Genomic DNA, 22,453 nt, shown 5'->3' on the forward strand with positions numbered 1-22,453 from the left:
CGAAACAGGCTACTCTTTAAACCAACCGGAGTACATCACATAACTTTCTGCTATCCGATCTATTTCGCCAGAACTTAGTTCTGGACTTATATCTTTTATTTTTTTTGCCGGCATTCCCGCAAATATAGTACCACTAGGTACATGAGTTCCTTTAGTTACTACTGCTCCCGCTGCAATAATACTATTACTCTCAACGATACAATCGTCCATAACAATACTCCCCATACCTACCAGTACATTATCATGTATAGTACACCCGTGAACAATAGCATTATGCCCGATAGATACATTATTCCCAATAGTGGTTGGTGACTTTTTATAGGTAGCATGTATTACGGCACCATCTTGAATATTTACTTTGTTTCCCATTTTTATATAATGCACATCTCCTCTAAGTACGGCACTATACCATACACTACATTGATTCCCCATAGAAACTTCTCCTACAATAACTGCATTCTCTGCTATAAAGCAGTCTTCGCCTATTTTAGGGGTATTTCCGTTTATTGTTTTTATAATCATCCTATTTATCTTTTATCCATTTTAATATAAATGCCTATTCAAAATAAGCCAGCAAATCTTTCTTCTTAGAAGCCGAAACCAAAAGTTCCTTGCCATTGGATAGAATAACGCTCCCCCCTTTTCCTTTTACATATTTAACCACCTCATTTACATTTACTACATATGATTTATGAACTCTTGCAAAAGAAAAGTCTGCTAAGGCATCTTCAAAATACTTGAGCGTTTTACTAACCACTATCCGCTTGTCATTAATATAAATCTCGGTATAGTTATCATCTGCTTTACAGTACATAATATCTGCCACATTTAATACCTGAAAACCATCTTGTTGGGGAATAGTTATTTTACCTTCTACCGTACTTAATTTAGGCTTTAAAATTCTGTCTTCCAAAGCATTTTCCTTCTGCCTAATTTCTTTCACATAATCTACGGCCTTAATTAATTCATCTATACTAATAGGTTTCATTAAATAGTAAGCCGCATGATTGTTTAAAGCATCCATGGCGTAATTATTATAAGCCGTAACAAAAACAGTCTCAAAGGTTCTTTCGGGCACTTGTTCTAATAAATCAAAAGCATTCCCAAAGGGCATTTCTACATCCAAAAAAACCAAATCTAATTCATTATCATGAATTAAAGCTAAGCCTTCTTTAATTGTAGCAGCCTCACCAACAAGTGTAACATCTGGACAATATTTAGCTAAATAGTTCCGTAAAATCTCTCTACTATTCGCTTCATCTTCTACGAGAATTGCTTTCAATTTCATATGAATTATTTTATAAGATTGATTTTATTACTGGTCTTTCTTTAATAAAAAAGAGACCTTTGTTCCTGTGCCATCCTCCTTATAATCAGTGATAAACACATCTACTTTATCCTTGTACATATCATTAAGAATATCAATTCTTTTTTTGATATTCCCCATGCCTTTAGATTTTTGCTTTTTCTGATTACTTGTTTTTAATTCGGCTGACCTTTTTCTTCCTATTCCATTGTCTGAAATAGTTATCTCAATACTATTTTTGGTTTTATTCTTAACATCAACCATTAAAAAACCCTTTTCGTCTTTATACCTAAGTCCATGCCAAATAGCATTTTCAATATAAGGCTGCAATAGCATAGGAGGAATCTGATAGGAAGCTACATCTATATCCTTATCTATTTTTATTTCATAATCAAACTTATCGGAGAAGCGAGAATGCTCTAATTTGGTATAGAGTTCTAAGAGTTCTATTTCTTTAGTTAATGGGATAAAATCTTCTTCTGAATTTTCTAAAACAGCACGCATTAACGTAGAAAACTCGCTTAGATAGCGATTTGCACTTCTTTCATCGCTCTTAGCAATGTAATTATTTACGGAATTTAGCGCATTGAAGATAAAATGTGGATTCATCTGTGAACGCAATGATTTTAAGGCTAGTAAATTATTAGCCAGTTTCTGTTGTTTGTTGCTTCTATAAAAGAAGTACGTAGTTAGCCCCAATAGTAACATCCCAAAAACTAAAGAATATATCAGCCACTTTTGTCGCTCCACCAATTGCTCACTCGTCAATACCAAATCATACTTACTTTGGTACAATTCTCTTTCTTTTTCTAATCCTGAAATTCTATTCTGCTTTGTAGCTATCTCTCTATTTAATCGCGTAGCTCTAGAAATTTCTTGTTCCTTTCTAACATAGAGAGTATCTACAATACTTACATATTCTTGATAGGTTTCTAATGCCTTATCAAAGTCTCCTTGATATTTATAGACCTCTGATAGCTTTCTTGTCGCATCTTTTTGCACGACCAAATCATCATCTACACCCGCTTCAACAATACTTTCTTGCAGGTAAGGTATTGCTTGGTCATACTTCTGTTGCGATAATAAAGCGTTTCCAATTTTATATTTAATACGTTGTGAAGAAATAGAGTCGGACCCTGCGTTGACTCCTGAGGTTTTTGCTACTCGTTTTTGCGGAGCACTGATATCTTTTAAATCTTCTAAACTTTTTTTACGAAGACTAACCTCTTTATCATATTCGTTTCTTTTATTATAAAAGTCGGCCACTTTTTCCTTTTCCTGTACGGCCCTTTGTGGCGCTTCATTTTTAGACAGCTCTAAGGAATTATCATAATACTCCTCTGCTTCTTCTAATTGATTATCTGCGGCATAAGCATCGGCTATTTTAGAATTTAAATCTGTTATCTTAGGAGTAATTGATTTGGTTTTAGCCAAATTAAGTCCTAATGTATAATTTTCAATAGCTTTATCGGTAGCCCCTAACCCTTTATTTACATCCCCCAAACCTTCATAAACTTGCGCTTTTTGAAAACTAGATAAGGTGCCTTTATTTGCTAAGGCTGAAAATAAGGATTGTGCATTTTTATACTCTTTATTAGCTAGATAACTTTGAGCCAACAAAAGCTCTGTTTTAATAGACTCGTGAGCTAAAAGCGACTCTTTAAAGCTATTAATAGCTAAATCATACTGCTTGTGGTATTGGTAAATTTCACCTAAGGTTGTATACGATTTTGAAAGCAAGGTCTTATCTCCATTTTTTCCTATTTGCACGATAGCTTTAGTTACAAAATCGATACTTTTTTCAATATCTGTTTTCTTATACGAATTTGCACTGTCTAATAATTGCTGAATAGAGGTTGTATTTCTACTTTTTGAAGCGGCGGAAGATGTTTTGCTCTCTGGAATGTAATCTCTAACACGGACGTCTACATCTTCTGAACTCTTAACTACATGTGTAACGGTTTCAAAAGAAGCGCTTTCAAACATTAACTCATCTCCGATAATAGCTTTGATTTTAAATTCTCCTAAACCATTTGTTACCGTATAGCTACCGCTACTGGTGGTTACGGTTACCCCTGATATAGGTTCCCTATTATCCTCTCCTTTTACAGAACCTTTTATTTCAAAACTAGAACCCCTGTTTTGCGCTTGTAAAAAAGCGGCAAAGCAGCAGAAGAAAATTAAAAAAAATAGATTTTGCCTTTTATACATCATTACTTAACTAGAGGATAAACTTAGTTGTTTTTCATGGCATTAAAAAATGCTGAAATTATTGATTCCTATAAAATAAGCATGGAATAGCAGGCTTTACAAAGTGAAGCAACAACTTCCCTCACCCAAATAGCTACTTCCCTCAGTATTCATTTTATTTAAAAAAGTTTGCCGCTAGTTTTACACTAAGACAGAAACAATTTAAACATACAATAACATGAAAAATATTACAAGAATTATTGGATTAAGTTTTATGGCTCTTGCCGCCACAACGGTATATGGCTGCGAACTAAAAGTAAAAAAAGATCCCACAACACCGGTTATTGCACAAGCGCATACTACAGTAGCACACAAGCACATTAATAATACCGTTAAAATTGCATTATTATTAGACACTAGTAATAGTATGGACGGATTAATCGATCAGGCCAAATCACAGCTTTGGGATATCGTTAATAAATTTGCCTATGTAAAAGCACGCTGCGGAAATGATACAAATCATGATTATATACGGCCTAATTTAGAAATTGCCTTGTACCAATATGGCAATGACAATTTATCTTCGAGCGAAGGATACATCCAACAAGTACTAGGATTCAGTGGTGATCTTGATGAAATATCAGAAAAACTATTCTCTCTGAATACCAATGGTGGTGAAGAATATTGCGGACAAGTAATTCAAACATCCTTAAACCAATTGGATTGGGGTAAAAATGCAGATAATTTAAAAATGATTTTCATTGCTGGGAATGAGCCTTTTACCCAAGGAAAATTAAACTACAAAGATGCGGTTACTAATGCTACCGAAAAAGATGTGGTTATCAATACTATTTTTTGTGGCAACTACCAACAAGGAGTTTCTAGCCAATGGAAAAATGGCGCTACCCTAACAGGTGGTGATTACATGGCTATTGATCATAACAAACATATTGTACATATTGACACCCCTTATGATGCTAAAATTGTAAGCTTAAATACAAAATTAAATGCTACCTATATTGCTTACGGTAGTTTGGGGCAAGCTAAATTAGAAAAGCAGTATACACAAGATAGCAATGCCATGGAAGTTGAAGAAGCTGTTGCGGTAAAAAGAGCGGTTAGCAAGAGTTCTAGACTGTATAACAACGCAACTTGGGATTTAGTGGATGCTGCAGACGATAAAGAATTTGATGCTTCAACATTAAAGAAAGAGCAACTACCTGCTGCTTTAAAAAATAAATCTGATAAAGAAATCGTGAAATACATCAGTATAAAAAAGGAAGAACGGACTGCTATTCAATCTGAAATTAGAGAACTGAATAAAAAACGTGAGCAGTTTATCACAAAAAATCAAACTGACGGAAATCAAGGAGAATTAGAAAATGCGATGCTATCTGCTATAAAAAAGCAGGCTGAAAGAAAGAATTACAAATGGGATGACTAATTCATAACCGTACAAAATGCAAAAAAACCTGTGGCTTTCGCTACAGGTTTTTTTATATGTTTTTTATTTTATTAGTAATTAGCGGCTGGACATTTACAATCATATCTTTTCTCTGATTGCAAGAAATCATATCCTAGAGTAATTTGATGAAAACCACCATTATCAAAACGGATATCTCCCATTTGATATGAATAGTTATAAGATACCATGAAATTTTTATAATTAACCCCAACTATTGGCGTAATTAACTGCAAACGTTGTTCTCCAAAATCGGTTCCCGTAGTATACTGCGCTCCATCAAAACTTCTGCGGTAAGAAATACCCCCCCAAACTTTTCCAAAGTCTACATCCTTATACACTTTCGCATTAAAATCCATTGATTTTTCTTGCGTAAAATCTGTCATTTGAAACATTAACGAAGGCTCTAACTGCCACTCTCCACGGCCAAAAACATACCCAACAGAAAATAAGTATCTTCTTAAATTATCAATTTCTGGCACCGCAGGGTTATCATCTCTATCTTTATAATATAAATTACGCTTGCTACTTAATACATTTAAAATAGAGGCATGCGCATAAAACTCTAAGTAATTGTAAGACATTCCTAAATCTGTATTAAAATAGGTTGCACTTATCTTAGAACCAACCACTGCCGGATCTGGTATTACTGATCTAAACTCTGATTCATCTAAACTACTTTGTAAAACTGTACCACTTAAGCCAAAAGAAAGCTGGTTTAAATTACGTGCATCGCCACCAAATCTTAAATGGTGCGCATAGGTAAATTTTACACCTGTTTGTGAATGATACCCATTAGCATCATTAAAAATTATAGCACCAACACCGCTTTTCTCACTTACTCTAAAATGAGCATTTAAGGTTTGTAAATTTGGTGCGTCGTCTACATCAAACCACTGCTTTCTAGCTGTAAGTCTAATTTTACCACCTTCACCAATACCTGCCATAGCAGGATGAACTAAGTAATAGTTATCAGATAAGTAATCAAAATAAACTGGGATACCTTCTTGTGCTTTGGTCGGAGCTACAAACAATACTAAGAGTAGCGTTATTAAGTAAAACTTTTTCATTTATAGGTTTAAAGAGTAGTGTGTTCTAATTTTCCAAATATAAAGTATAACGTCTTAAATACAACATTATTATATATAGCTATAGTGCCAATAACTTTGTATTTTTGCTGTAAAAATAAAATCAAGATGAAAGAGTTTACGATAACTATTGTAGAAACTAATAATCCAGCCATACTTAAGTTCGATACGAACCACTTTATTACTAAAAGCAACAATTACGAATATAAGGATATTGATGAGGCTAAAAATTCTCCTTTAGCACAACAATTATTTTATTTACCCTTTGTAAAAACCGTGTATATCTCTGCAAATTTCATTGCTTTAGAACGCTTCAGCATTGTAGAATGGAGTGATGTTCAGGACGAAGTTGCACAACAACTAGTAGAGTACTTAAACAGTGGAGAGCCTATAGTTTTTGAAGATAAAGACCCTAAAAAAGTACCCGCTACAGTTTACGCTGAAAGCACACCCAATCCTGCGGTAATGAAATTTGTTTCTAACAAAACTATTGTACCGACAGCTTTTGAGTTTAAAAATATTGACGAGGCAAAAGACTCTGGTTTAGCGAAAAAACTATTTCACCTTCCCTTTGTAAAAGAAGTTTTCTTTGATGAAAATTATGTATCCGTTACTAAATATGAAGTGGCAGATTGGAATGAGGTTACTTTTGACATCAGAGAATTAATCAGAAATTTCATAGGAGACGGTCTTGAAGTAGTCTCTGCAGAAAGTGTGGTTAAGAAAAAGGCTGAAGCTCCAAAAACTCAGCTTCAAGATGCTAATGTTGACGATACTTCAAAAAAAATAATTGACATTTTAGAAGAGTATGTAAAACCCGCTGTTGCTAGTGATGGTGGTAATATTATGTTTAAGTCCTACGATAAAGAGAGTAAGACGGTAAATGTAATTTTACAAGGTGCTTGTAGCGGTTGTCCTTCTTCTACTTTTACCCTTAAAAATGGAATTGAAAACATGCTAAAGGAAATGATGACAGATCACGTGGAGCACGTTGTTGCTATAAATGGCTAAGATTTTCTTTTACAGTAAATAATTTTCCTACAAAAACACCATAATCGATTTGAAATTTCTTACTTTTAAGGAAACACAAAAAACAAATAATCATTATGGCAATTTTAAAAGTAATTGAAGTTTTAGCAAATTCTGAGAAAAGTTGGGAAGATGCAACTAAAAAAGCAGTAGCTCAGGCATCAAAAAGTGTGAAAAATATTCGTTCTGTATATGTTAACGAGCAAAGTGCTTCTGTTGAAGACGGGGAAGTAAAAGATTTTAGAGTGAATGTAAAAATTACCTTTGAAATAAAATAGTTCCATCTCAAAAAAAGTATGAAAAGCGCATTTTATGCGCTTTTTTTATGCCCTAAAATTACAATAACCGTATAAATGACGCTAATAAGACAACTTTTGCCGTAATCCGACGGTTTGATAGGATTTTAATTTCTTATGAAGTTACTTTGCCCTGAAAGAGAAAGTACAACATACTAAAACAATAATATGGAAAAACTTACAGATTATCAAGAACATATAGATAATGCCATTAATTGGATTTGGGCAGCACTACCCAATCTAATTCTTGCCATCTTAATCTTTATAATCGGATTATGGCTCATTAAAGTGATTAATAAGATGGTCCGCAAATTCTTTGTTAAGCATGACTATGATCCTTCTTTAGAAAGCTTCTTACAAAGTCTTATTAGTATAGGATTAAAAATAACCTTATTCGTACTTGTTATTACACAGCTAGGCGTGCAATCTTCTTCGCTGGTTGCCATAATTGGTGCTGCAGGTCTTGCTATTGGCTTAGCCTTGCAAGGTTCTCTAGCAAACTTTGCAGGTGGCGTATTAATCTTAATATTTAAACCCTTTAAGGTTGGTGATTTTATTGCTGCTCAAGGAGTAGATGGTACCGTTAAAGAAATTTCTATATTCACTACAAAATTAAGCACCTTTGGAAATCAAATTGTAATTGTTCCTAATGGGCAACTCTCAAATAATAACATTACTAATTATAACGCACAAGATACCCGTAGGGATAAAATATCTATCGGTATTGGATATAGCTCTGATTTAAAAAAGGCTAAAGATGTACTTTTAAAAATTTGTGCTGATAATGAAACTATTTTTAAAGACCCAGCGCCTGTAGTTTATGTAGATGAATTGGCAGATAGTTCTGTAAATCTTACGCTGCGTTTTTGGGCTAATAATGCTGATTTCTGGGAAGCACATTTCTTTGTGATGGAACAAACCAAACTTAGATTTGACGAGGAAGGTATTGAAATTCCTTTCCCACAAGTGGTACAATACAACAAGTAAATCTAGGCTTTCTTTTTAAGAAGAATAAAGTCTTTTAAATAATAAGGTTCAAAGTAAGCAACATTTTCAAGGTTGTTTTCTTTGAACTTTTTATAGGATAGCATAGCCATTTCTTTTGCTGATGGTACCACTGTGGTATCAAAACTAAAATTAGGGTGGGTCAATGTCTCCTTACATTTCTGAGCGCCGTTCCCTAATATGAGCACTTTACCTTTTGCTGCATACTCCTGAAATGAATTTTCATCAATAATTTCAGCTTTCGTTTCTCTAATCTCCTCCATATCTTGATTAAAAACACTGGAGTAGACTTCCATGCGGCGCGCATCTAAAACTGGAATAACAAAATTTACTTCAGCATCGTTAGCTTGGCTAGCCATACTTTCTAAAGTTGGAATAGCTATTAATGGAATGTCTAATGCAAAACACAAGCCTTTAGCAGCAGAAACTCCAATACGAAGACCTGTATAAGATCCTGGACCTTTACTCACTGCCACAGCGTCTATATCAGCCATTTGTAAAGAAGCCATTTGCAATGTTTCTTCTATAAATACATGCAATTGCTCTGCATGAGAATATGCCGCGCTATCAAATTCTTTAATTGCCAACAAGTTTCCATTTTCAGCTATGCTCACAGAACAGTTTGTAGTCGCTGTTTCTAAATTTAAAAGTAGTGCCATAATAGCTGCAAAGATACATGCATGAATGAAATTTAAAAACAAAAAAAAGACCCATAATTTAATATGGATCTTTTATATCATTTTGAACTGAGAATTAATCTAAGGTAATAGGCATCCCAAAATAAAATTCTAATACTTTAAGTCTAAAAATGTAATCATATTTTGTACGTATCAATTGCGCCTCTGCATCATCTACTCTAGATTGTGCTTGACTATAATCAAACGAGTTCATTAAACCAACATCAAAACGTTCCTTAGAATATTCAAAGGCCAAGCGTCTTGCTTCCACCGTTTTTTCTGCAGCTTCATAGGCTTTAGCAAAACTTTTAACATCTACGTACGCTTGATTAATTGTGGTTTCTAGCGCTAATTTATCTTGCTCTAACTGATTCTTTGCTCTATCAATGCTAATTTTTGATCGTTTGATATTATTCTTTACTGTAAAGCCATTAAAAATTGGAATGCTTAATTGCGCTCCATAAGAAATACCATCATTGATCCATAACTGGTCTCTAAAACTATCTCTGAAAAACTGACCCGTACCGGCATCAAACTGCTGTTGGCTAGAATATCTAGTATTGTAATTAAAGAAAGCCCCCAAAGTAGGCAACAAAGCTCCTTTACTTATTTTTAAATCTTTTTCTGCTATATCTACATTCATCTCTGATAATTTAATATCATTTCTGAAGGTCAGCGCCTTGTCATATATGGTCTTTGGAGAATTAGTCAATACTTCTGATGGCGGAATTTCAAAAGATTCATCAACAATATCAAAATTCTCATATGCTGTAATTTGCAGCAACTGTGCTAAATTAATTTTAGAGATTATGATTGAATTTTCTGCATTTACTATTTGTTGCTCTTGTGTAGCTGCTGTGGCTTCAACCTCTAATAAATCTCCACGCGCCACCACGCCAGCATCTACCAACTCCTTCGTACGCTTTAAATCTTGCTGCGTCACGGCATACTGCGCATTAAATACACGTAAAGATTCTTTGTTAGACAATACTTGTAAATAAGCATTGGCAACATTTAAACGAATATCATCTTTTAGATTATCTAAGCGGTATTGGCTAGAAATAGCATTCAACTTAGCTCTATTATAGCGGTGCAAATTTCTGAGTCCGTCAAACAAGGTTACGTTAGAAGAGAAACCTCCAGTAGCTGTAAAAATAGTCGTGGTTACCGCTTGGTTTGTTGTAGGGTCAAAAGAAAGACCTGTATTCCCTGAAACAGAACTTGATGCATTTAAGTTAGGTAAAAAATCACCTAGGGCATCCGATTTTTCAAGTTGCACATTTTGTAAGTCCAACTCAAACTGTTCAATAGTTAAGTTATTCTCTACAGCATATTCCACGCATTCTTGAAGTGTCCATTTCTTAGATTGCGCACTGGCTATTCCTACGGAACATAAGAACACTGTTAGTATTATTTTGAATTTCATGTGATTGTGTTTTTTGATTGCTTAATTAGATTGATGAAGCATTAGTCTTCTTTTTCGTCTTTAACCGTTTTATTCCAAACTTTGATTTTATCCTCTTTTGTAATTCCTGATAATATCTCTACAAAAATTCCGTCAGACACGCCAATCTCCACATCTCTCTTTTCAAATTCATCTTCTCCTTTTAGCACCTCTACATAGGGCTTTTCCGTTTTTGTATCGAACTGTAGCAATGCTTCTTTAACCGCCAAAACACTATCTTTTTGTTCTAAAACAATTGCCGCATTTGCGCTATATCCTGCGCGAATAAGAAAATCGTCTTTCATATCAATATCACCTTCAATTTTAAATTGTACAGCTCCTTGATCTTCGGTGCCTTTTGGAGCTATAAATTTTAATTTAGCTTTTAGTTCTTGATCTTGAACTGCACCCATCGTAATATTTAAAGGCATTCCTATTTTTAACTTTCCTACTTCAGCTTCGTCCACCTTTCCCTCAAAAATCATTTTACTCAAATCTGCAATGGTGGCAATCGTTGTACCATCATTAAAATTGTTACTCTGAATTACCTGATCTCCTTCTTTCACAGGAATTTCTAAAATAGTTCCTGAAACTGTAGCTCTAATATTCGTATTGGCCGTTGAAGAACCTCCAGCAGAACCTTTTCTTATAATTTGATAATCTGCTTGCGCATTTCCTAATTCCTGCTTTGCTTGATTATACTGCAGTTGTAAGCTATTGAAGTCTTGACTAGAAATTACTCCCTTATCAAAAAGAATTTTGTTACGGTCATACTCAATCTTAGTATTGTTTAAAGCTAGTTGTGCATTTTTTACTCTACCCCCTGCTTGGTTCATAGACTGCTCATTAGGCACTACTTTAATTTTAGCAATTAAATCTCCTGCCTTAACTTTCACCCCTTCCTCCAAATAAATTTCTTCTATAATTCCTGAGATTTGAGGCTTTATTTCAATCTCATCTTCGGGAATAACCTTACCGGTAGCCACGACCTTATTAATGATATTCTCTTTTGTAGCCGTCTCTGTTTTATAAAGTTCTAAAGGCTTACTATTAGATTTCATAACCCAAGTAACAGCAGCCAGAAGTGCCAACACAAAAATTGCGATCAGGGTGTATTTTAAAAATTTATTCATGTTTCTTAGTTATTTAGTTGTTTGTTAGTCTTCTCTTAATGCTTCAATTGGTTTAATTCTTACTGCCCTTCTCGCTGGAATAAGCCCTATGAGTATACTCAACAAGGTCATCAATGTAAAGGATACTAATATCTGTGTCATACTTACGGTTGGATTAACAAAAGGAACATCTGTATTAGATGCTGTTTGCACATTCAGAATGTATAAAAACCCTACCGCAATAATAAAACCTACAGCTCCAGCGACGACTGTTAATACTATAGATTCTAATATTATCTGACGTTTAATTACTTTAGGAGTTGCTCCTAGAGCCCTTCTAACTCCTATTTCTTTTGTACGTTCTTTTACTGTAATCAATAAAATGTTAGATACCGCGATAACCCCTGCTAACATGGTAAAAATACCCACAAAAAAAGCAAAGCCTTGTAAGACCATAGTAAAAGCAGATATTGCTGTAAATATTTGAGAAAAATCAAAAGACCCTATCGCTCTATTATCATCCGGATGTATATCATACTTTACCTTTAGCAGTTCTTTTATTTTAGCTTCTGCTTGTGCCACAGGATATTCTGGCTTAATCAATATTGCCATCCAACCTACTCTCTCTCCAGAATTAAAAGAACGTTGAAAGGTAGTAAACGGAATGATTACCGAATTTTCGCCGTCAAAATCAAAATCGCCACTCTTCTCATACACCCCAATTACTGTAAAGTATATATTATTAATACTTATATCTTTCCCAATAGCGCTGATGCCTTTATCAAAAAGTAATTCATAAGTTTCTAGGCCAATGACACATACTTTCTTTCCATTATTAACATCATTTAAATTGATAAACCTGCCCTCTACAATTTTCTTTTTATTAACCAAATCTATAGTTGAAAAATCTCCAAAAACTCTAGATCCGCTTGTTCTTCCTTCTCGCTTAACCACTACAGCTTGCTGAAAACCGCCTAATTCTATTCTCGGAGAAATAACATCTACTTCCTCTACTCTTTTAGAAAGCATGGTTATGTCATCCATCTCATATTCTACAGGCCTACCTCTTTCAAAACCTTTATATGGCATAGAGGTTTCTTGCCCCCATACAAAAAGGCTGTTAGATGCTTTACCTGCAAATATCCGATCAAAACCATTAATCATCCCTGTAGCAGATCCTAAAAGTAAGATCAAAATAATTATAGCGAATATCACACCCAAGGTTGTTAGTACCGTTCGCAACATATTTTTAGTTAGTGTACTAAAAACTTCGCTCCATAAATCTCTATCAAACAACCACATATTAATCAGAATTTAGTGCTACAATAGGTCTTACCTTAGAAGCTTTTCGCGCAGGAACCCAACCCGCAACTACTCCTGAAATTATTAATACTAATGTTGCTATTACCACGGTAGAAACATCTACAGACGGATTAGAAAATGCTGGAGTATCTATAAGCGGTGCTACTATTGCTAATATTCCCATAGCAAATAATAACCCTACAAATCCAGATATGGTGGTGATGACAATAGACTCATACAATACCAAACTTAAAATCTGATTAGGTCTAGCCCCAAGTGCTTTTCGAATTCCTATTTCTTTAGTACGCTCTTTGATAATAAAGACGAGTATATTCCCAATCCCAACTATCCCAGCTATTAAGATTAAAAAGCCTACGCCAATACTCATCATAGACAAAAGACCTGTAAAACTGTTTACATCCGAAAAGCCTTGTGCACGATTACGTACTCCAATGGCCGATTGATCATCTGGACTAACCTTATACTTCCGTTTAAAAAGTACTTCCAGTTGGTCTGAAAATGTTAGTGCCTGCGCTAAACTAAATTGAGGGTTATATGTAAGTGCAATAGAACTAATATCGTCCGTATTGCCATAAATACGCTGTAAAGTAGTATAAGGTGCGTATATATTTCTTTCAGACCTATCATCATCATCATCCGAAAAAACACCTACCACATTATAGGTAATACCATTTATTTCTAAAAACTGACCGATAGGATCTCCTTCGTCAAAAAGATCTTTTGCAACAAGCCTGCCCACCACCATTACTTTAGACTTACTTCTTACATCTGCTGTATTTAATTGTCTTCCTTTATCAATATCTACAATTTCTATATGCTGATATTCTTCATTGACGCCTATAACACTATAAGAACCTGTTTCTCTTTTATAGCGCGCGGTAACTTGTTTATTAAATATCGGAGAAATATGCTCATATGAATCTGCGAAATTCCCTCTAATATAGGCGATATCGTTGTTGGTAAATTGAATTCTTCTGCCCGCTTCAAAACCTCCATAAGGCTCGGTCGTAGCCCTGGCATACATATTAATTGAATTTGCCGCATCATTACCAAACTGACCTGTGAATCCGTTTTTCATTCCATTCACAGATGCTAGTAATAATACTAAAATAAAAATACCCCAAGCCACAGAAAAACCCGTTAAGAAGGTTCTTAACTTATTGTTTTTGATGCTATGAAATATTTCCTGCCAATTGTCTCTATTAAACATATTGCGATGCTCTTACTTGCTCAATTTTTTTATCCTCCACAATAACTCCATCTTTTAAATGCACAATACGCTTACACATATCTGCAATGTCTGGTTCATGAGTTACAATAAGAATGGTATTTCCTGCATCATTAATTTTCTGAATCAAATCCATAACCTCATAAGAGGTTTTACTATCTAATGCTCCCGTAGGCTCATCTGCTAATAATACTTTTGGTTCTGCCGCCATGGCTCTCGCAATAGCCACACGTTGTTTTTGACCCCCAGAAAGCTCACTAGGTAAATGCGTAGCCCATTCTTTTAAGCCTACACGCTCTAAATATTTCAACGCTTTTTCATGACGTTCTTTTCTCCCTACTTTTTGATAGTACAAAGGCAAAGCCACATTCTCTGCTGCAGTCTTGTAATTAATAAGATTAAAAGATTGAAATATAAACCCCAGAAACTTATTACGGTATTGTGCCGCTTTCGTTTCGTTTAAGTTTTTAATAGGAACACCATCTAACGTATAAGAACCTTCATCTAGCTCATCTAACATTCCTAAGATATTTAATAAGGTAGATTTTCCAGAACCTGAAGAACCCATAATTGCAACGAGCTCTCCTTCTTCTACCGAAAAATTTATTCCTTTTAATACATGCAAGGAATTGCTTCCCATCTTATATGATTTGTGAAGATTTTTAATTTCAATCATGCTCGTTTTGTTAGTTGTTTGGTTTTTACTCCGCTAGTTAGACTTCGTCTGATTCCTATTGTTACAATTTGAACTCTAAAAATTATGTTAAAATAAATTCAGCTTTTTTAAATATTTCTTTCCATACTAATTATTCTCAATTAGTTGTCTTCATCCTCTTTCTCTATCTGATTCCATACTTTTATCTTATCAGATAAAGTAAGACCAGATTTAACTTCCACATTAATACCATCACTAATACCCAGCTCAATATCTTTTCGACTAAAGACTTGATCTCCAGAACTAATTTCTACGAAAGGTTTTTTAGTTTTAGCATCATATTGCACCAAAGCTTCTTTAATAGAAAGCACGCTATCTACTTTTGCCAAGATAATAGAAGCATTAGCACTTAGACCCGCACGTATGAATACTGAATCTTGTTTTTTTAAGGTTCCTTTAATTTCAAATTGAATGGCTCCGTTTTCTGCTTTTCCTTTGGGTGCAATATAATCCAGCACGGCAGGGAAAATAGTATTCTCTATAGCTCCTACTGTAATCTCTAGTGGCAAATTCTCTTTTACTTTACCCACTTCAGATTCATCTATTTTACCTTCAAAAATCATTTTATCTACATCTGCAATAGCTGCGATAGTAGTTCCTTCATTAAAGTTATTACTTTCTATTACTTGATTTCCAACTTCTACGGGAACCTCTAACACCATACCACTAACTGTTGCTCTAATAAGCGTATTGGCAGCACTACCAAAACCTTTAGTCGTACCCGTTTTTGCAATATCATATCTTTTATTTGCTGCACCATAAGACTGTCTTGCTTGATCAAAAGAAACCTGGGCGCGTTCTAAATCTACTTTAGAAATAACTCCTTTTTCAAATAGTGTTTTTTGGCGTTCTAAATTTCTTTTTTGATCATCTAATCCTATTCTAGCTCCATCTATGGAGTTACGTGCATCATTTAATGCGTTTAAATTAGGTACAATTTTAATTTTGGCTAACAAATCTCCAGATTTTACATAGTCTCCGCCTTCTACATAAATCTCTTCAATCACCCCCGAAATATTTGGTTTTATAAGCACTTCCTCCAAAGGTAAAATACTCCCTGTAGCTACCGTTTTTTTTATGATAGTTTGTGTAGTCGGAGTTTCTGTTTCATAGGTTACAGGATTTTCTGCATTTTTTTGATATAAATAATACATAGCGCCCCCGAAGCAAATGACTATTAAAACTAAAATAATAATGGTTACTCGTTTTTTCATGTGTTCGTTTTTTGATTGATGATTTAAGTATTCTATTCGGCTCTAAGAGCATCTATTGGTTTTACTTTAATAGCACTTTGAGCAGGAATAAAACCTGCTAATAATCCTGAAATAATTAATATGATTAATGCGATGAGTACCACTCCTAAACTTACACTAGGATTTACAAACATATCTACGGGCCCTACCGCATCTAACAATGAATTAATTCCGAAAATAAATAAGGCTCCAAAAATAATTCCTGCCATACCTGAAATGATAGTTAAGAAAATTGATTCTAAGAGAATTTGAACTTTTATAGACCAAGGGTCCTCACCTAGTGCACGGCGAATTCCTATTTCTTTGGTACGTTCTTTCACTACAATGAGCATAATATTACTCACTCCAATAATTCCAGAAATCAGTACCAAAATCCCCACAAAATAAGCGATTAAACGCATGGCAACAAACAAGCTCTCGACCCTATTGTATTGTTCATACAAATCAAAATTCCCGATAGCTCTGTTATCTTCTGGATGTATTTTCCTATTTACTTTCATTAAGGTGATAATCCGTTCTTTTAAGCTTGTAATTGAAGAACCATCTTTTGCCGTGATCGCCATCCACCCAACATCATTGCCTTTATTGAATGCCTGAGAGAATGAGGTAAACGGAACAAATATTTCTTTTTGCCCTTCTTCGCCGTCCCCTTCATTACTCTTTTTCTTATAAGTACCTACTACCATAAAATTAACCCCCTGAACCTTAATAAAAGAACCAAGTACTGTTTCTCCCTTATCAAATAAAGAAGATTTTACGCCCTGTCCAATAATCGCAATTTTACGTTTCTCAACAATATCAGAATGGTTTATGAATCTACCCGAAGTGATGGTCATGGGGTCTTGCTTAATTATTTCAGGATAATCACCATATACATTAAAAGCTCCTACTTTAATACCACGAGTTACATTGTTTTCTCCTTGATAGCCATCCAATCTATTTCTTGCCGAAACAAATCTAAGCTCTTTAATATTTTCCTTCAATGAAGTTACATCTGACACTTTAAAATCGAAACGCCTTCCTTTTGGCAAGCCCTCATACTCTTTTGAAGTTGCCTGAGACCACATGAACATGGTATTGGTCGCAATGTCTCCAAAATCGCTCTTGATTCCGTTTTCTAAGCCTTTTCCGGCCGCCAAAAGAATAATCAGAATAAGAATACCCCAAAAAACACCAAACGCCGTAAGGATAGTCCTGAACATATTACTTGTCAGTACCTCTATAATTTCTTTCCAACGATCTTTATTAAACATATAGTTTTTATTTATTCGTCCCGTAAGGCATCAATCGTATGAATACTTGCTGCTCTCCATGCCGGGAAAAACCCTGCGATAGCACCTGCAACCACTAATAAAAAAACCGTAGACATAGCTACATTAAAATCTACTGAAGGATTCACAATATAATCGACTTCTATATTAGGTCCAATAAGCTCCAAGAGACCCATACTGAAAATGAGACCTGTAAAACCAGATATTGCGGTGACAAAAACAGACTCATGTAAAATCATGCCAATAATAGACCAAGGTTTTGCTCCTAATGCTTTTCGGATGCCTATTTCTTTGGTACGCTCTTTCACCACGATTAGCATAATATTACTTACTCCAACTACTCCTGCAATTATAGTACAGAGGCCTACAAACCAAAAGAATAATTTTATGTTACCAGTTAGCGCATAAAATCTTTTTGCATTCTCCATTTGGTTATTAATACCAATACCACCCTCATCATCTGGAGCAATGCTATGTGCTTGCCTTAAATAAGTGTCAATTTTAGTTTTTAGTGTTATGGATTGTTGTACTGCCTCGTCAAAATTAGCTGCCGGTGGTGAGGAGAAGACTAGATTGTCTAATTTATCTGCACCATTAAATACCTTCTGCGCGGTGGTGATAGGAATAAAAATACGATTCTCCTCGCGCTCTCCTGCCTTATCTTTATACACGCCAATAATTTTAAAAGGTATGTTTGATATTTTAATGTACTCCCCTACCGGATTATCAACATCTGTGAAAGCTTCTCTTTGAATCTTATCGCTAATTACCGCAACTTTTTCTACTTGAGACTCGTCTTTAATAGTTATAAAACGCCCCTCCAACATATCTTGGTTCTCTAAGAATTGAGCTCCATTTGTGGTACCCATGACGCGATAAATTAAAGCATCATCTTTGTAGGTCGTCGTAATATTTTGTGGAAGGTAGAAGGCAGATTTTTGATCTAATGTAAGATCCATCTTATCTACAATGGTGGTGTAATCTTCGTTTCTGAATTGAATTTGACGGCCTGGATTAAGACCTTTATGCGCCTTTTGTGTAGTTTCTGTCCAAATCCAAATACTTGTAGCTGAATCACTTTCAAATTCTTTAGCAATTCCGTTTTGCATTCCTTGACCAAAACCCAATAAAATAACAAGAATAAAAATACCAGAGGCTACAGAAAGACCTGTGAGAAATGTACGCAACTTGTTTTTACGAATAGTGTCAAATATCTCTTGCCATCTTTCTAGATCAAACATGTAGTTGTTTTGGTTGGTATGAGACTGCTTTAAAAAACAAGTTCTCCATACAATAGACTACTACAAAGCGACTTTTGTTACAGGATAAATACTAAAAAAATGTTAAAATTAAGATTTTGATGATTTCATCTTTCGATAAACAAAGAAAAATAAGACGCCTACCAAAATATATGGGATTGCCATGAGATACACAATACCATCATTTATACCTTTAGCTGTGGTCATCCCTTCTTCACTTTCTAAGACCGCGCGACACATAGCACATTGCGCATCGGCCAAATTCGGCAACAACAATAAAAACGATAATACGAATACAAGCTTTTTATAGTTCATAAGTACTAGGTATTAATAGGCATAGTAAGGAGAAATCATTAAGTACACCACCACTCCCGTAATAGCGACATAGAGCCAAATAGGAAATGTAATTTTAGCAAACTTTCTATGAGCTTCAAATTGTTGTAAGTACGCTTTTGAAAACGTGATAAGCACCAATGGTATAATTACCACCGAAAGAATAATATGGGTAATTAGTATAAATAAATACACATATTTAATAAGACCTTCTCCTCCAAAACTAGTAGAATCTGAGGTCATATGATAGGCCACGTACATTACTAAAAATGCCAATGACAAACCAATACAAGTGACCATAATTTGCTGATGCAGTTTTTTATTTCCATTTTTAATAGCCACTACGGCTACTATTAATAAAATTGCTGTTAGGCCATTAACCGAAGCATAAATTGGAGGTAAGAAACTTAATGGCGCTACATTAGGTAATTTAACACCAAACAAAATAACGACCACCAAAGGAATAACAATAGATACAATCGTTATCAACCTATTAAACTTCTTTTCTTTTTGCTCAAGCTCGTTCATAATTTCTCCTCTAATAATTTTTGTATATCTTCTTTTAGAATCCCAATTTGTTCTTTCTCCCCATGATCATTTACACCAGCCTCTTCAGAGATAGCTCCCCTATAATAGATAATAGGATTTCCAAATTCATCTGCTCTAGATCTCAAATAGCCATTTTTATCTACTAAAGCAAACAAGCCTGCATGTTCAAATCCACCTGGAGCATTTGGCACTTCGGATGCAAAAATATTAAATCCCGAATTTGCAAGGTCATAAATACCTTCCGGATCACCAGTCATCAAGTTCCAGTTTAAATTAGTAATCCCGTATTTTTCGGCATACTCTTTTAAGACGGTAGGGGTATCATAAGTTGGATTTATAGTAAAAGACGCTACCCCAAAATCCTCAAAATCTTCAAATTTGCTCTGTATTTGAACCAAGTTTTGATTCATGATAGGGCAAATTGAAGGGCATGTAGTAAAGAAAAACTCTACCAAGTACACTTTACCTTTGTAATCGTTGTTAGTAATCAAAAGGCTATCTTGATTTATAAAAGCAAATTCTGGAACTTTTCTCTTCTCCTTATTTACAATAATGTATGCTAAATCCCCATTATTGGTATCAATGCTCATTCGGTCACTTTCTACAACCGTACCTTTATTTACTCTTTCTATAATTCTAGGAATAAAAATAATTCCAAAAATTAATATGATGAAAGAAACCCAAACGTATGTATATTTATTTTTATCCATCAGATTTCTCAATTTTATTGTTCTTCTTAAGCGCTCTCCTGTACTCTGCTAATAAAATACGGACATCATCTATCATCTTGTTTGTTAACTCTGCTACAGAGGTTGCATCAAAGCCGTATATAGTTTCATGCTCTTCATCTTGGTTACGACCACGAAGCGCAGAATCTTTATCTATAATAAACACATACGGAGTACTATAATTTTCATCTAACTTTAAATCCGTTTTAAGGCTACTGAATATGAATTGTATTTGATTAGGATCTCCAAATACAAATTTCCATTTATCAATTTCTACTAATTCTGATAATTCCTTTTTCAGAGTTTCTACGTTTGTCTCAGTCCCCTTTGGCATCATCATTACAAACTGAAAATCATCGAACTTATGAAAATCCTTATATATTTTCTGATTTAAGTTTAATGCATTTCCTTTTTTGAAATCTACATTATTTCCTAAAAAGCCCAGAATAGTGATCTTATCTTTAAAGGTGACAGCAGAATCTACAGCACTTACATCTGAGATGTTTTCTGTAATAATTGGGAGCTGACCAAAGTTATGAATACCAGATGCAAAAAAGAGATAAGCAACTATAGGAAGTACAAAAAGAACGATAAGTACAAATGCTTTTTTCATAACGTAGAATATTGTGCAAAAATAAAAAAAGACGGTCGTTAAACCGTCTTTTTGTGTGTTAAATAGTATTAAGAATTAAAAGTTCCATTTAATGAATCCTTCTTTATATACTTCATGAATATAATCTGCTTCAAACAATAAAATAAAGATTAAGTAACTCACCAAAAATATAGGCGTCCAAACGATTACTCTTCTCAGTGCTGTTTTCTCATCACGTAAGTGCATAAAGTCCCAAGCAATGTAATAAGCCTTGACTAAAGTAAGTATGATAAAAATCCAGTTTAGTAAATGCATTCCTAAAAAAGAAGTCTCCACTAAAAATGCAGGTCTAATAATACCTAAAACAACTTCTATCGTAGTAATTATAGATAAGAATATAAGTACTCCCCAGATTTTGCTGATATTAGACTTAAACTTAACCAAGCCTCTGAATATTTCTAATTTATGATCGTGTGCCATTTTGTATTTTTTTATTCTTTATAACCCTTTGCGTAATGAAAAATCTAATTTGAAATTAAACCAAGTAGAAAAATGTGAATACGAATACCCAAACTAAATCTACAAAGTGCCAGTACAAACCAACTTTTTCAACCATTTCATAGCTACGTCTTTTTTCATACGTACCCAATACTACGTTAAAGAAAATAATAATATTAATTACTATTCCTGAGAATACGTGAAACCCGTGAAAACCAGTAATGAAGAAGAAGAAATCTGCAAACAATCTACTTCCATATTCATTATGAATTAAATTAGCCCCTTCTACTACTTGCGAAGCATTTAATAAATTCTTCAATGATTCATCTCTAGACAATACTGTTTTATGACCCTCTTCATTTTTTAATTCTGTACGAACTAATAAATTAGAATTTGCCTTAAAACCTTCTACTACTTCTGTAACAGAATAAGACGGCAATGACCCCTCACTTGTAAACCAGATACCACTTCTATTTTCATGCTGCGTACGTTCGCTTGCAATCTCTTTAGCGAAATCTGCAATACCAACACGCTCACCAGATTTAGCATCTACAAACTGTAGTATTCTACCCCCTTTTGTTTCAATTGCTCCATGATCTCCTTTGATAAAGGTAGCCCATTCCCAACCTTGAGATCCTACGAAAATAATACCACCGATAATAGTTAAGAACATATACCAGATTACTCTATTTTTTTGCATTTTATGACCTGCATCAACAGCTAACACCATTGTTACAGAAGACATAATTAATACAAACGTCATAAAAGCAACGTAAATCATCGGGAAGTTTCCGTGAAAAAACGGAACGTGTGTAAAAACTTCATCAGCAATTGGCCAAGTTTCTATAAATTTAAATCTTGAGAAGCCATATGCTGCAAGAAAACCAGAGAAGGTTAAAGCATCAGAAACGATGAAAAACCACATCATCATTTTCCCATAACTCGCACCTAGTGGCTTATTACCACCACCCCATACATTTTGTTCCTCACCCGTTGTTACCGTAGTATCCATAAATATATTATCGCGTTAATAAAATTTTCACAAATTTACATTTTTTTTAACCAAACAAAATTTTTGGTTTTAAAAAATTTAAA

Annotated in this window: 23 protein-coding genes; 4 read left to right on the forward strand and 19 right to left on the reverse strand. The window is 34.4% G+C overall.

What is annotated here, in order from left to right:
* Window positions 1-9: 9 nt before the first annotated feature.
* The 3 genes from BLQ19_RS00880 to BLQ19_RS00890 are packed head-to-tail and all read right to left on the reverse strand — an operon-like array spanning window position 10 to window position 3,517.
* Complete coding sequence (locus BLQ19_RS00880) at window positions 10-522, reverse strand: gamma carbonic anhydrase family protein (protein ID WP_024481824.1); 513 nt, start codon at window positions 520-522, stop codon at window positions 10-12.
* Window positions 523-556: 34 nt separating this feature from the next.
* Window positions 557-1,288, reverse strand: a complete 732-nt coding sequence (locus BLQ19_RS00885) for a LytR/AlgR family response regulator transcription factor (RefSeq protein ID WP_024481825.1) — start codon at window positions 1,286-1,288, stop codon at window positions 557-559.
* A 27-nt stretch (window positions 1,289-1,315) separates the two neighbouring features.
* Window positions 1,316-3,517, reverse strand: a complete 2,202-nt coding sequence (locus BLQ19_RS00890; RefSeq protein ID WP_024481826.1) for a histidine kinase — start codon at window positions 3,515-3,517, stop codon at window positions 1,316-1,318.
* A gap of 217 nt (window positions 3,518-3,734) precedes the next feature.
* Between BLQ19_RS00890 and BLQ19_RS00895 the strand changes: the two genes are divergently transcribed.
* Window positions 3,735-4,940 carry a VWA domain-containing protein gene (locus BLQ19_RS00895; RefSeq protein ID WP_074537111.1) on the forward strand — a complete coding sequence of 402 codons (1,206 nt, stop codon included), beginning with the start codon at window positions 3,735-3,737 and terminating at the stop codon, window positions 4,938-4,940.
* A 71-nt stretch (window positions 4,941-5,011) separates the two neighbouring features.
* Here the strand turns inward: BLQ19_RS00895 and BLQ19_RS00900 are convergent, their stop codons facing one another.
* Entirely contained in the window at window positions 5,012-6,028 is a 1,017-nt protein-coding gene (locus BLQ19_RS00900; protein ID WP_074537112.1) for a PorP/SprF family type IX secretion system membrane protein, read from the reverse strand.
* A gap of 126 nt (window positions 6,029-6,154) precedes the next feature.
* Here BLQ19_RS00900 and BLQ19_RS00905 point away from each other — a divergent pair, with 126 nt between their 5' ends.
* From BLQ19_RS00905 to BLQ19_RS00915, 3 genes are all read left to right on the forward strand, one after another.
* Window positions 6,155-7,057, forward strand: coding sequence for a NifU family protein (locus BLQ19_RS00905; protein WP_074537113.1), 903 nt, complete (start codon window positions 6,155-6,157; stop codon window positions 7,055-7,057).
* A 95-nt stretch (window positions 7,058-7,152) separates the two neighbouring features.
* Window positions 7,153-7,353: a dodecin family protein gene (locus tag BLQ19_RS00910; RefSeq protein WP_024481830.1), complete on the forward strand. Its 201-nt coding sequence runs from the start codon at window positions 7,153-7,155 to the stop codon at window positions 7,351-7,353.
* 186 nt (window positions 7,354-7,539) lie between these two features.
* A complete protein-coding gene (locus BLQ19_RS00915) occupies window positions 7,540-8,358 on the forward strand; it encodes a mechanosensitive ion channel family protein (RefSeq protein WP_024481831.1) in 819 nt (272 codons plus the stop codon).
* A gap of 2 nt (window positions 8,359-8,360) precedes the next feature.
* On the opposite strand, the gene tsaB is transcribed toward BLQ19_RS00915, so the two are convergent.
* From tsaB to BLQ19_RS00990, 15 genes are all read right to left on the reverse strand, one after another.
* The gene (gene tsaB / locus BLQ19_RS00920; RefSeq protein WP_029447127.1) at window positions 8,361-9,035 is read right to left on the reverse strand and encodes a tRNA (adenosine(37)-N6)-threonylcarbamoyltransferase complex dimerization subunit type 1 TsaB; all 675 of its coding nucleotides are present in this window, start codon (window positions 9,033-9,035) and stop codon (window positions 8,361-8,363) included.
* 94 nt (window positions 9,036-9,129) lie between these two features.
* Window positions 9,130-10,479: a TolC family protein gene (locus BLQ19_RS00925; RefSeq protein WP_024481833.1), complete on the reverse strand. Its 1,350-nt coding sequence runs from the start codon at window positions 10,477-10,479 to the stop codon at window positions 9,130-9,132.
* A gap of 41 nt (window positions 10,480-10,520) precedes the next feature.
* Window positions 10,521-11,630 carry an efflux RND transporter periplasmic adaptor subunit gene (locus BLQ19_RS00930; protein WP_024481834.1) on the reverse strand — a complete coding sequence of 370 codons (1,110 nt, stop codon included), beginning with the start codon at window positions 11,628-11,630 and terminating at the stop codon, window positions 10,521-10,523.
* A gap of 24 nt (window positions 11,631-11,654) precedes the next feature.
* The gene (locus tag BLQ19_RS00935) at window positions 11,655-12,911 is read right to left on the reverse strand and encodes an ABC transporter permease (RefSeq protein ID WP_024481835.1); all 1,257 of its coding nucleotides are present in this window, start codon (window positions 12,909-12,911) and stop codon (window positions 11,655-11,657) included.
* Window position 12,912: 1 nt separating this feature from the next.
* Window positions 12,913-14,142, reverse strand: a complete 1,230-nt coding sequence (locus BLQ19_RS00940) for an ABC transporter permease (RefSeq protein ID WP_074537114.1) — start codon at window positions 14,140-14,142, stop codon at window positions 12,913-12,915.
* On the reverse strand, window positions 14,135-14,836 hold the full coding sequence (locus BLQ19_RS00945) for an ABC transporter ATP-binding protein (protein WP_013550863.1): 702 nt from the start codon (window positions 14,834-14,836) through the stop codon (window positions 14,135-14,137). Before BLQ19_RS00945 ends, BLQ19_RS00940 begins: the two co-directional genes overlap by 8 nt.
* A 140-nt stretch (window positions 14,837-14,976) precedes the next feature.
* Window positions 14,977-16,089: an efflux RND transporter periplasmic adaptor subunit gene (locus BLQ19_RS00950; RefSeq protein ID WP_074537115.1), complete on the reverse strand. Its 1,113-nt coding sequence runs from the start codon at window positions 16,087-16,089 to the stop codon at window positions 14,977-14,979.
* Between the two features lie 32 nt (window positions 16,090-16,121).
* Window positions 16,122-17,381, reverse strand: coding sequence for an ABC transporter permease (locus BLQ19_RS00955; RefSeq protein WP_025615926.1), 1,260 nt, complete (start codon window positions 17,379-17,381; stop codon window positions 16,122-16,124).
* A gap of 11 nt (window positions 17,382-17,392) precedes the next feature.
* Complete coding sequence (locus BLQ19_RS00960; RefSeq protein WP_074537116.1) at window positions 17,393-18,640, reverse strand: ABC transporter permease; 1,248 nt, start codon at window positions 18,638-18,640, stop codon at window positions 17,393-17,395.
* Window positions 18,641-18,748: 108 nt separating this feature from the next.
* Entirely contained in the window at window positions 18,749-18,973 is a 225-nt protein-coding gene (locus tag BLQ19_RS00965) for a hypothetical protein (protein ID WP_074537117.1), read from the reverse strand.
* Window positions 18,974-18,985: 12 nt separating this feature from the next.
* A complete protein-coding gene (locus tag BLQ19_RS00970; protein WP_074537118.1) occupies window positions 18,986-19,519 on the reverse strand; it encodes a DUF420 domain-containing protein in 534 nt (177 codons plus the stop codon).
* Window positions 19,516-20,250, reverse strand: a complete 735-nt coding sequence (locus BLQ19_RS00975; RefSeq protein ID WP_074537119.1) for an SCO family protein — start codon at window positions 20,248-20,250, stop codon at window positions 19,516-19,518. The genes BLQ19_RS00970 and BLQ19_RS00975 overlap by 4 nt, the downstream gene beginning before the upstream one ends.
* The gene (locus BLQ19_RS00980; RefSeq protein WP_074537120.1) at window positions 20,243-20,881 is read right to left on the reverse strand and encodes a hypothetical protein; all 639 of its coding nucleotides are present in this window, start codon (window positions 20,879-20,881) and stop codon (window positions 20,243-20,245) included. The genes BLQ19_RS00975 and BLQ19_RS00980 overlap by 8 nt, the downstream gene beginning before the upstream one ends.
* Window positions 20,882-20,956: 75 nt before the next feature.
* Complete coding sequence (locus BLQ19_RS00985; RefSeq protein WP_074537121.1) at window positions 20,957-21,340, reverse strand: cytochrome C oxidase subunit IV family protein; 384 nt, start codon at window positions 21,338-21,340, stop codon at window positions 20,957-20,959.
* A gap of 55 nt (window positions 21,341-21,395) precedes the next feature.
* A complete protein-coding gene (locus tag BLQ19_RS00990; protein ID WP_074537122.1) occupies window positions 21,396-22,370 on the reverse strand; it encodes a cytochrome c oxidase subunit 3 in 975 nt (324 codons plus the stop codon).
* Window positions 22,371-22,453 lie beyond the last annotated feature (83 nt).

It is taken from the genome of Cellulophaga baltica, assembly GCF_900102165.1.
In the GTDB taxonomy this organism is placed as follows: Bacteria; Bacteroidota; Bacteroidia; order Flavobacteriales; family Flavobacteriaceae; genus Cellulophaga; species Cellulophaga baltica.

What these genes read in the sequence shown, in the direction of transcription:
- tsaB (WP_029447127.1), bottom strand. Translation starts at nt 9,035, where the DNA reads ATGGCACTACTTTTAAATTTAGAAACAGCGACTACAAACTGTTCTGTG.
- BLQ19_RS00985 (WP_074537121.1), bottom strand. Translation starts at nt 21,340, where the DNA reads ATGGCACACGATCATAAATTAGAAATATTCAGAGGCTTGGTTAAGTTT.
- BLQ19_RS00990 (WP_074537122.1), bottom strand. Translation starts at nt 22,370, where the DNA reads ATGGATACTACGGTAACAACGGGTGAGGAACAAAATGTATGGGGTGGT.
- BLQ19_RS00900 (WP_074537112.1), bottom strand. Translation starts at nt 6,028, where the DNA reads ATGAAAAAGTTTTACTTAATAACGCTACTCTTAGTATTGTTTGTAGCT.
- BLQ19_RS00945 (WP_013550863.1), bottom strand. Translation starts at nt 14,836, where the DNA reads ATGATTGAAATTAAAAATCTTCACAAATCATATAAGATGGGAAGCAAT.
- BLQ19_RS00970 (WP_074537118.1), bottom strand. Translation starts at nt 19,519, where the DNA reads ATGAACGAGCTTGAGCAAAAAGAAAAGAAGTTTAATAGGTTGATAACG.
- BLQ19_RS00915 (WP_024481831.1), top strand. Translation starts at nt 7,540, where the DNA reads ATGGAAAAACTTACAGATTATCAAGAACATATAGATAATGCCATTAAT.
- BLQ19_RS00895 (WP_074537111.1), top strand. Translation starts at nt 3,735, where the DNA reads ATGAAAAATATTACAAGAATTATTGGATTAAGTTTTATGGCTCTTGCC.
- BLQ19_RS00975 (WP_074537119.1), bottom strand. Translation starts at nt 20,250, where the DNA reads ATGGATAAAAATAAATATACATACGTTTGGGTTTCTTTCATCATATTA.
- BLQ19_RS00950 (WP_074537115.1), bottom strand. Translation starts at nt 16,089, where the DNA reads ATGAAAAAACGAGTAACCATTATTATTTTAGTTTTAATAGTCATTTGC.
- BLQ19_RS00955 (WP_025615926.1), bottom strand. Translation starts at nt 17,381, where the DNA reads ATGTTTAATAAAGATCGTTGGAAAGAAATTATAGAGGTACTGACAAGT.
- BLQ19_RS00980 (WP_074537120.1), bottom strand. Translation starts at nt 20,881, where the DNA reads ATGAAAAAAGCATTTGTACTTATCGTTCTTTTTGTACTTCCTATAGTT.
- BLQ19_RS00960 (WP_074537116.1), bottom strand. Translation starts at nt 18,640, where the DNA reads ATGTTTGATCTAGAAAGATGGCAAGAGATATTTGACACTATTCGTAAA.
- BLQ19_RS00940 (WP_074537114.1), bottom strand. Translation starts at nt 14,142, where the DNA reads ATGTTTAATAGAGACAATTGGCAGGAAATATTTCATAGCATCAAAAAC.
- BLQ19_RS00930 (WP_024481834.1), bottom strand. Translation starts at nt 11,630, where the DNA reads ATGAATAAATTTTTAAAATACACCCTGATCGCAATTTTTGTGTTGGCA.
- BLQ19_RS00890 (WP_024481826.1), bottom strand. Translation starts at nt 3,517, where the DNA reads ATGTATAAAAGGCAAAATCTATTTTTTTTAATTTTCTTCTGCTGCTTT.
- BLQ19_RS00965 (WP_074537117.1), bottom strand. Translation starts at nt 18,973, where the DNA reads ATGAACTATAAAAAGCTTGTATTCGTATTATCGTTTTTATTGTTGTTG.
- BLQ19_RS00905 (WP_074537113.1), top strand. Translation starts at nt 6,155, where the DNA reads ATGAAAGAGTTTACGATAACTATTGTAGAAACTAATAATCCAGCCATA.
- BLQ19_RS00935 (WP_024481835.1), bottom strand. Translation starts at nt 12,911, where the DNA reads ATGTGGTTGTTTGATAGAGATTTATGGAGCGAAGTTTTTAGTACACTA.
- BLQ19_RS00925 (WP_024481833.1), bottom strand. Translation starts at nt 10,479, where the DNA reads ATGAAATTCAAAATAATACTAACAGTGTTCTTATGTTCCGTAGGAATA.
- BLQ19_RS00880 (WP_024481824.1), bottom strand. Translation starts at nt 522, where the DNA reads ATGATTATAAAAACAATAAACGGAAATACCCCTAAAATAGGCGAAGAC.
- BLQ19_RS00885 (WP_024481825.1), bottom strand. Translation starts at nt 1,288, where the DNA reads ATGAAATTGAAAGCAATTCTCGTAGAAGATGAAGCGAATAGTAGAGAG.
- BLQ19_RS00910 (WP_024481830.1), top strand. Translation starts at nt 7,153, where the DNA reads ATGGCAATTTTAAAAGTAATTGAAGTTTTAGCAAATTCTGAGAAAAGT.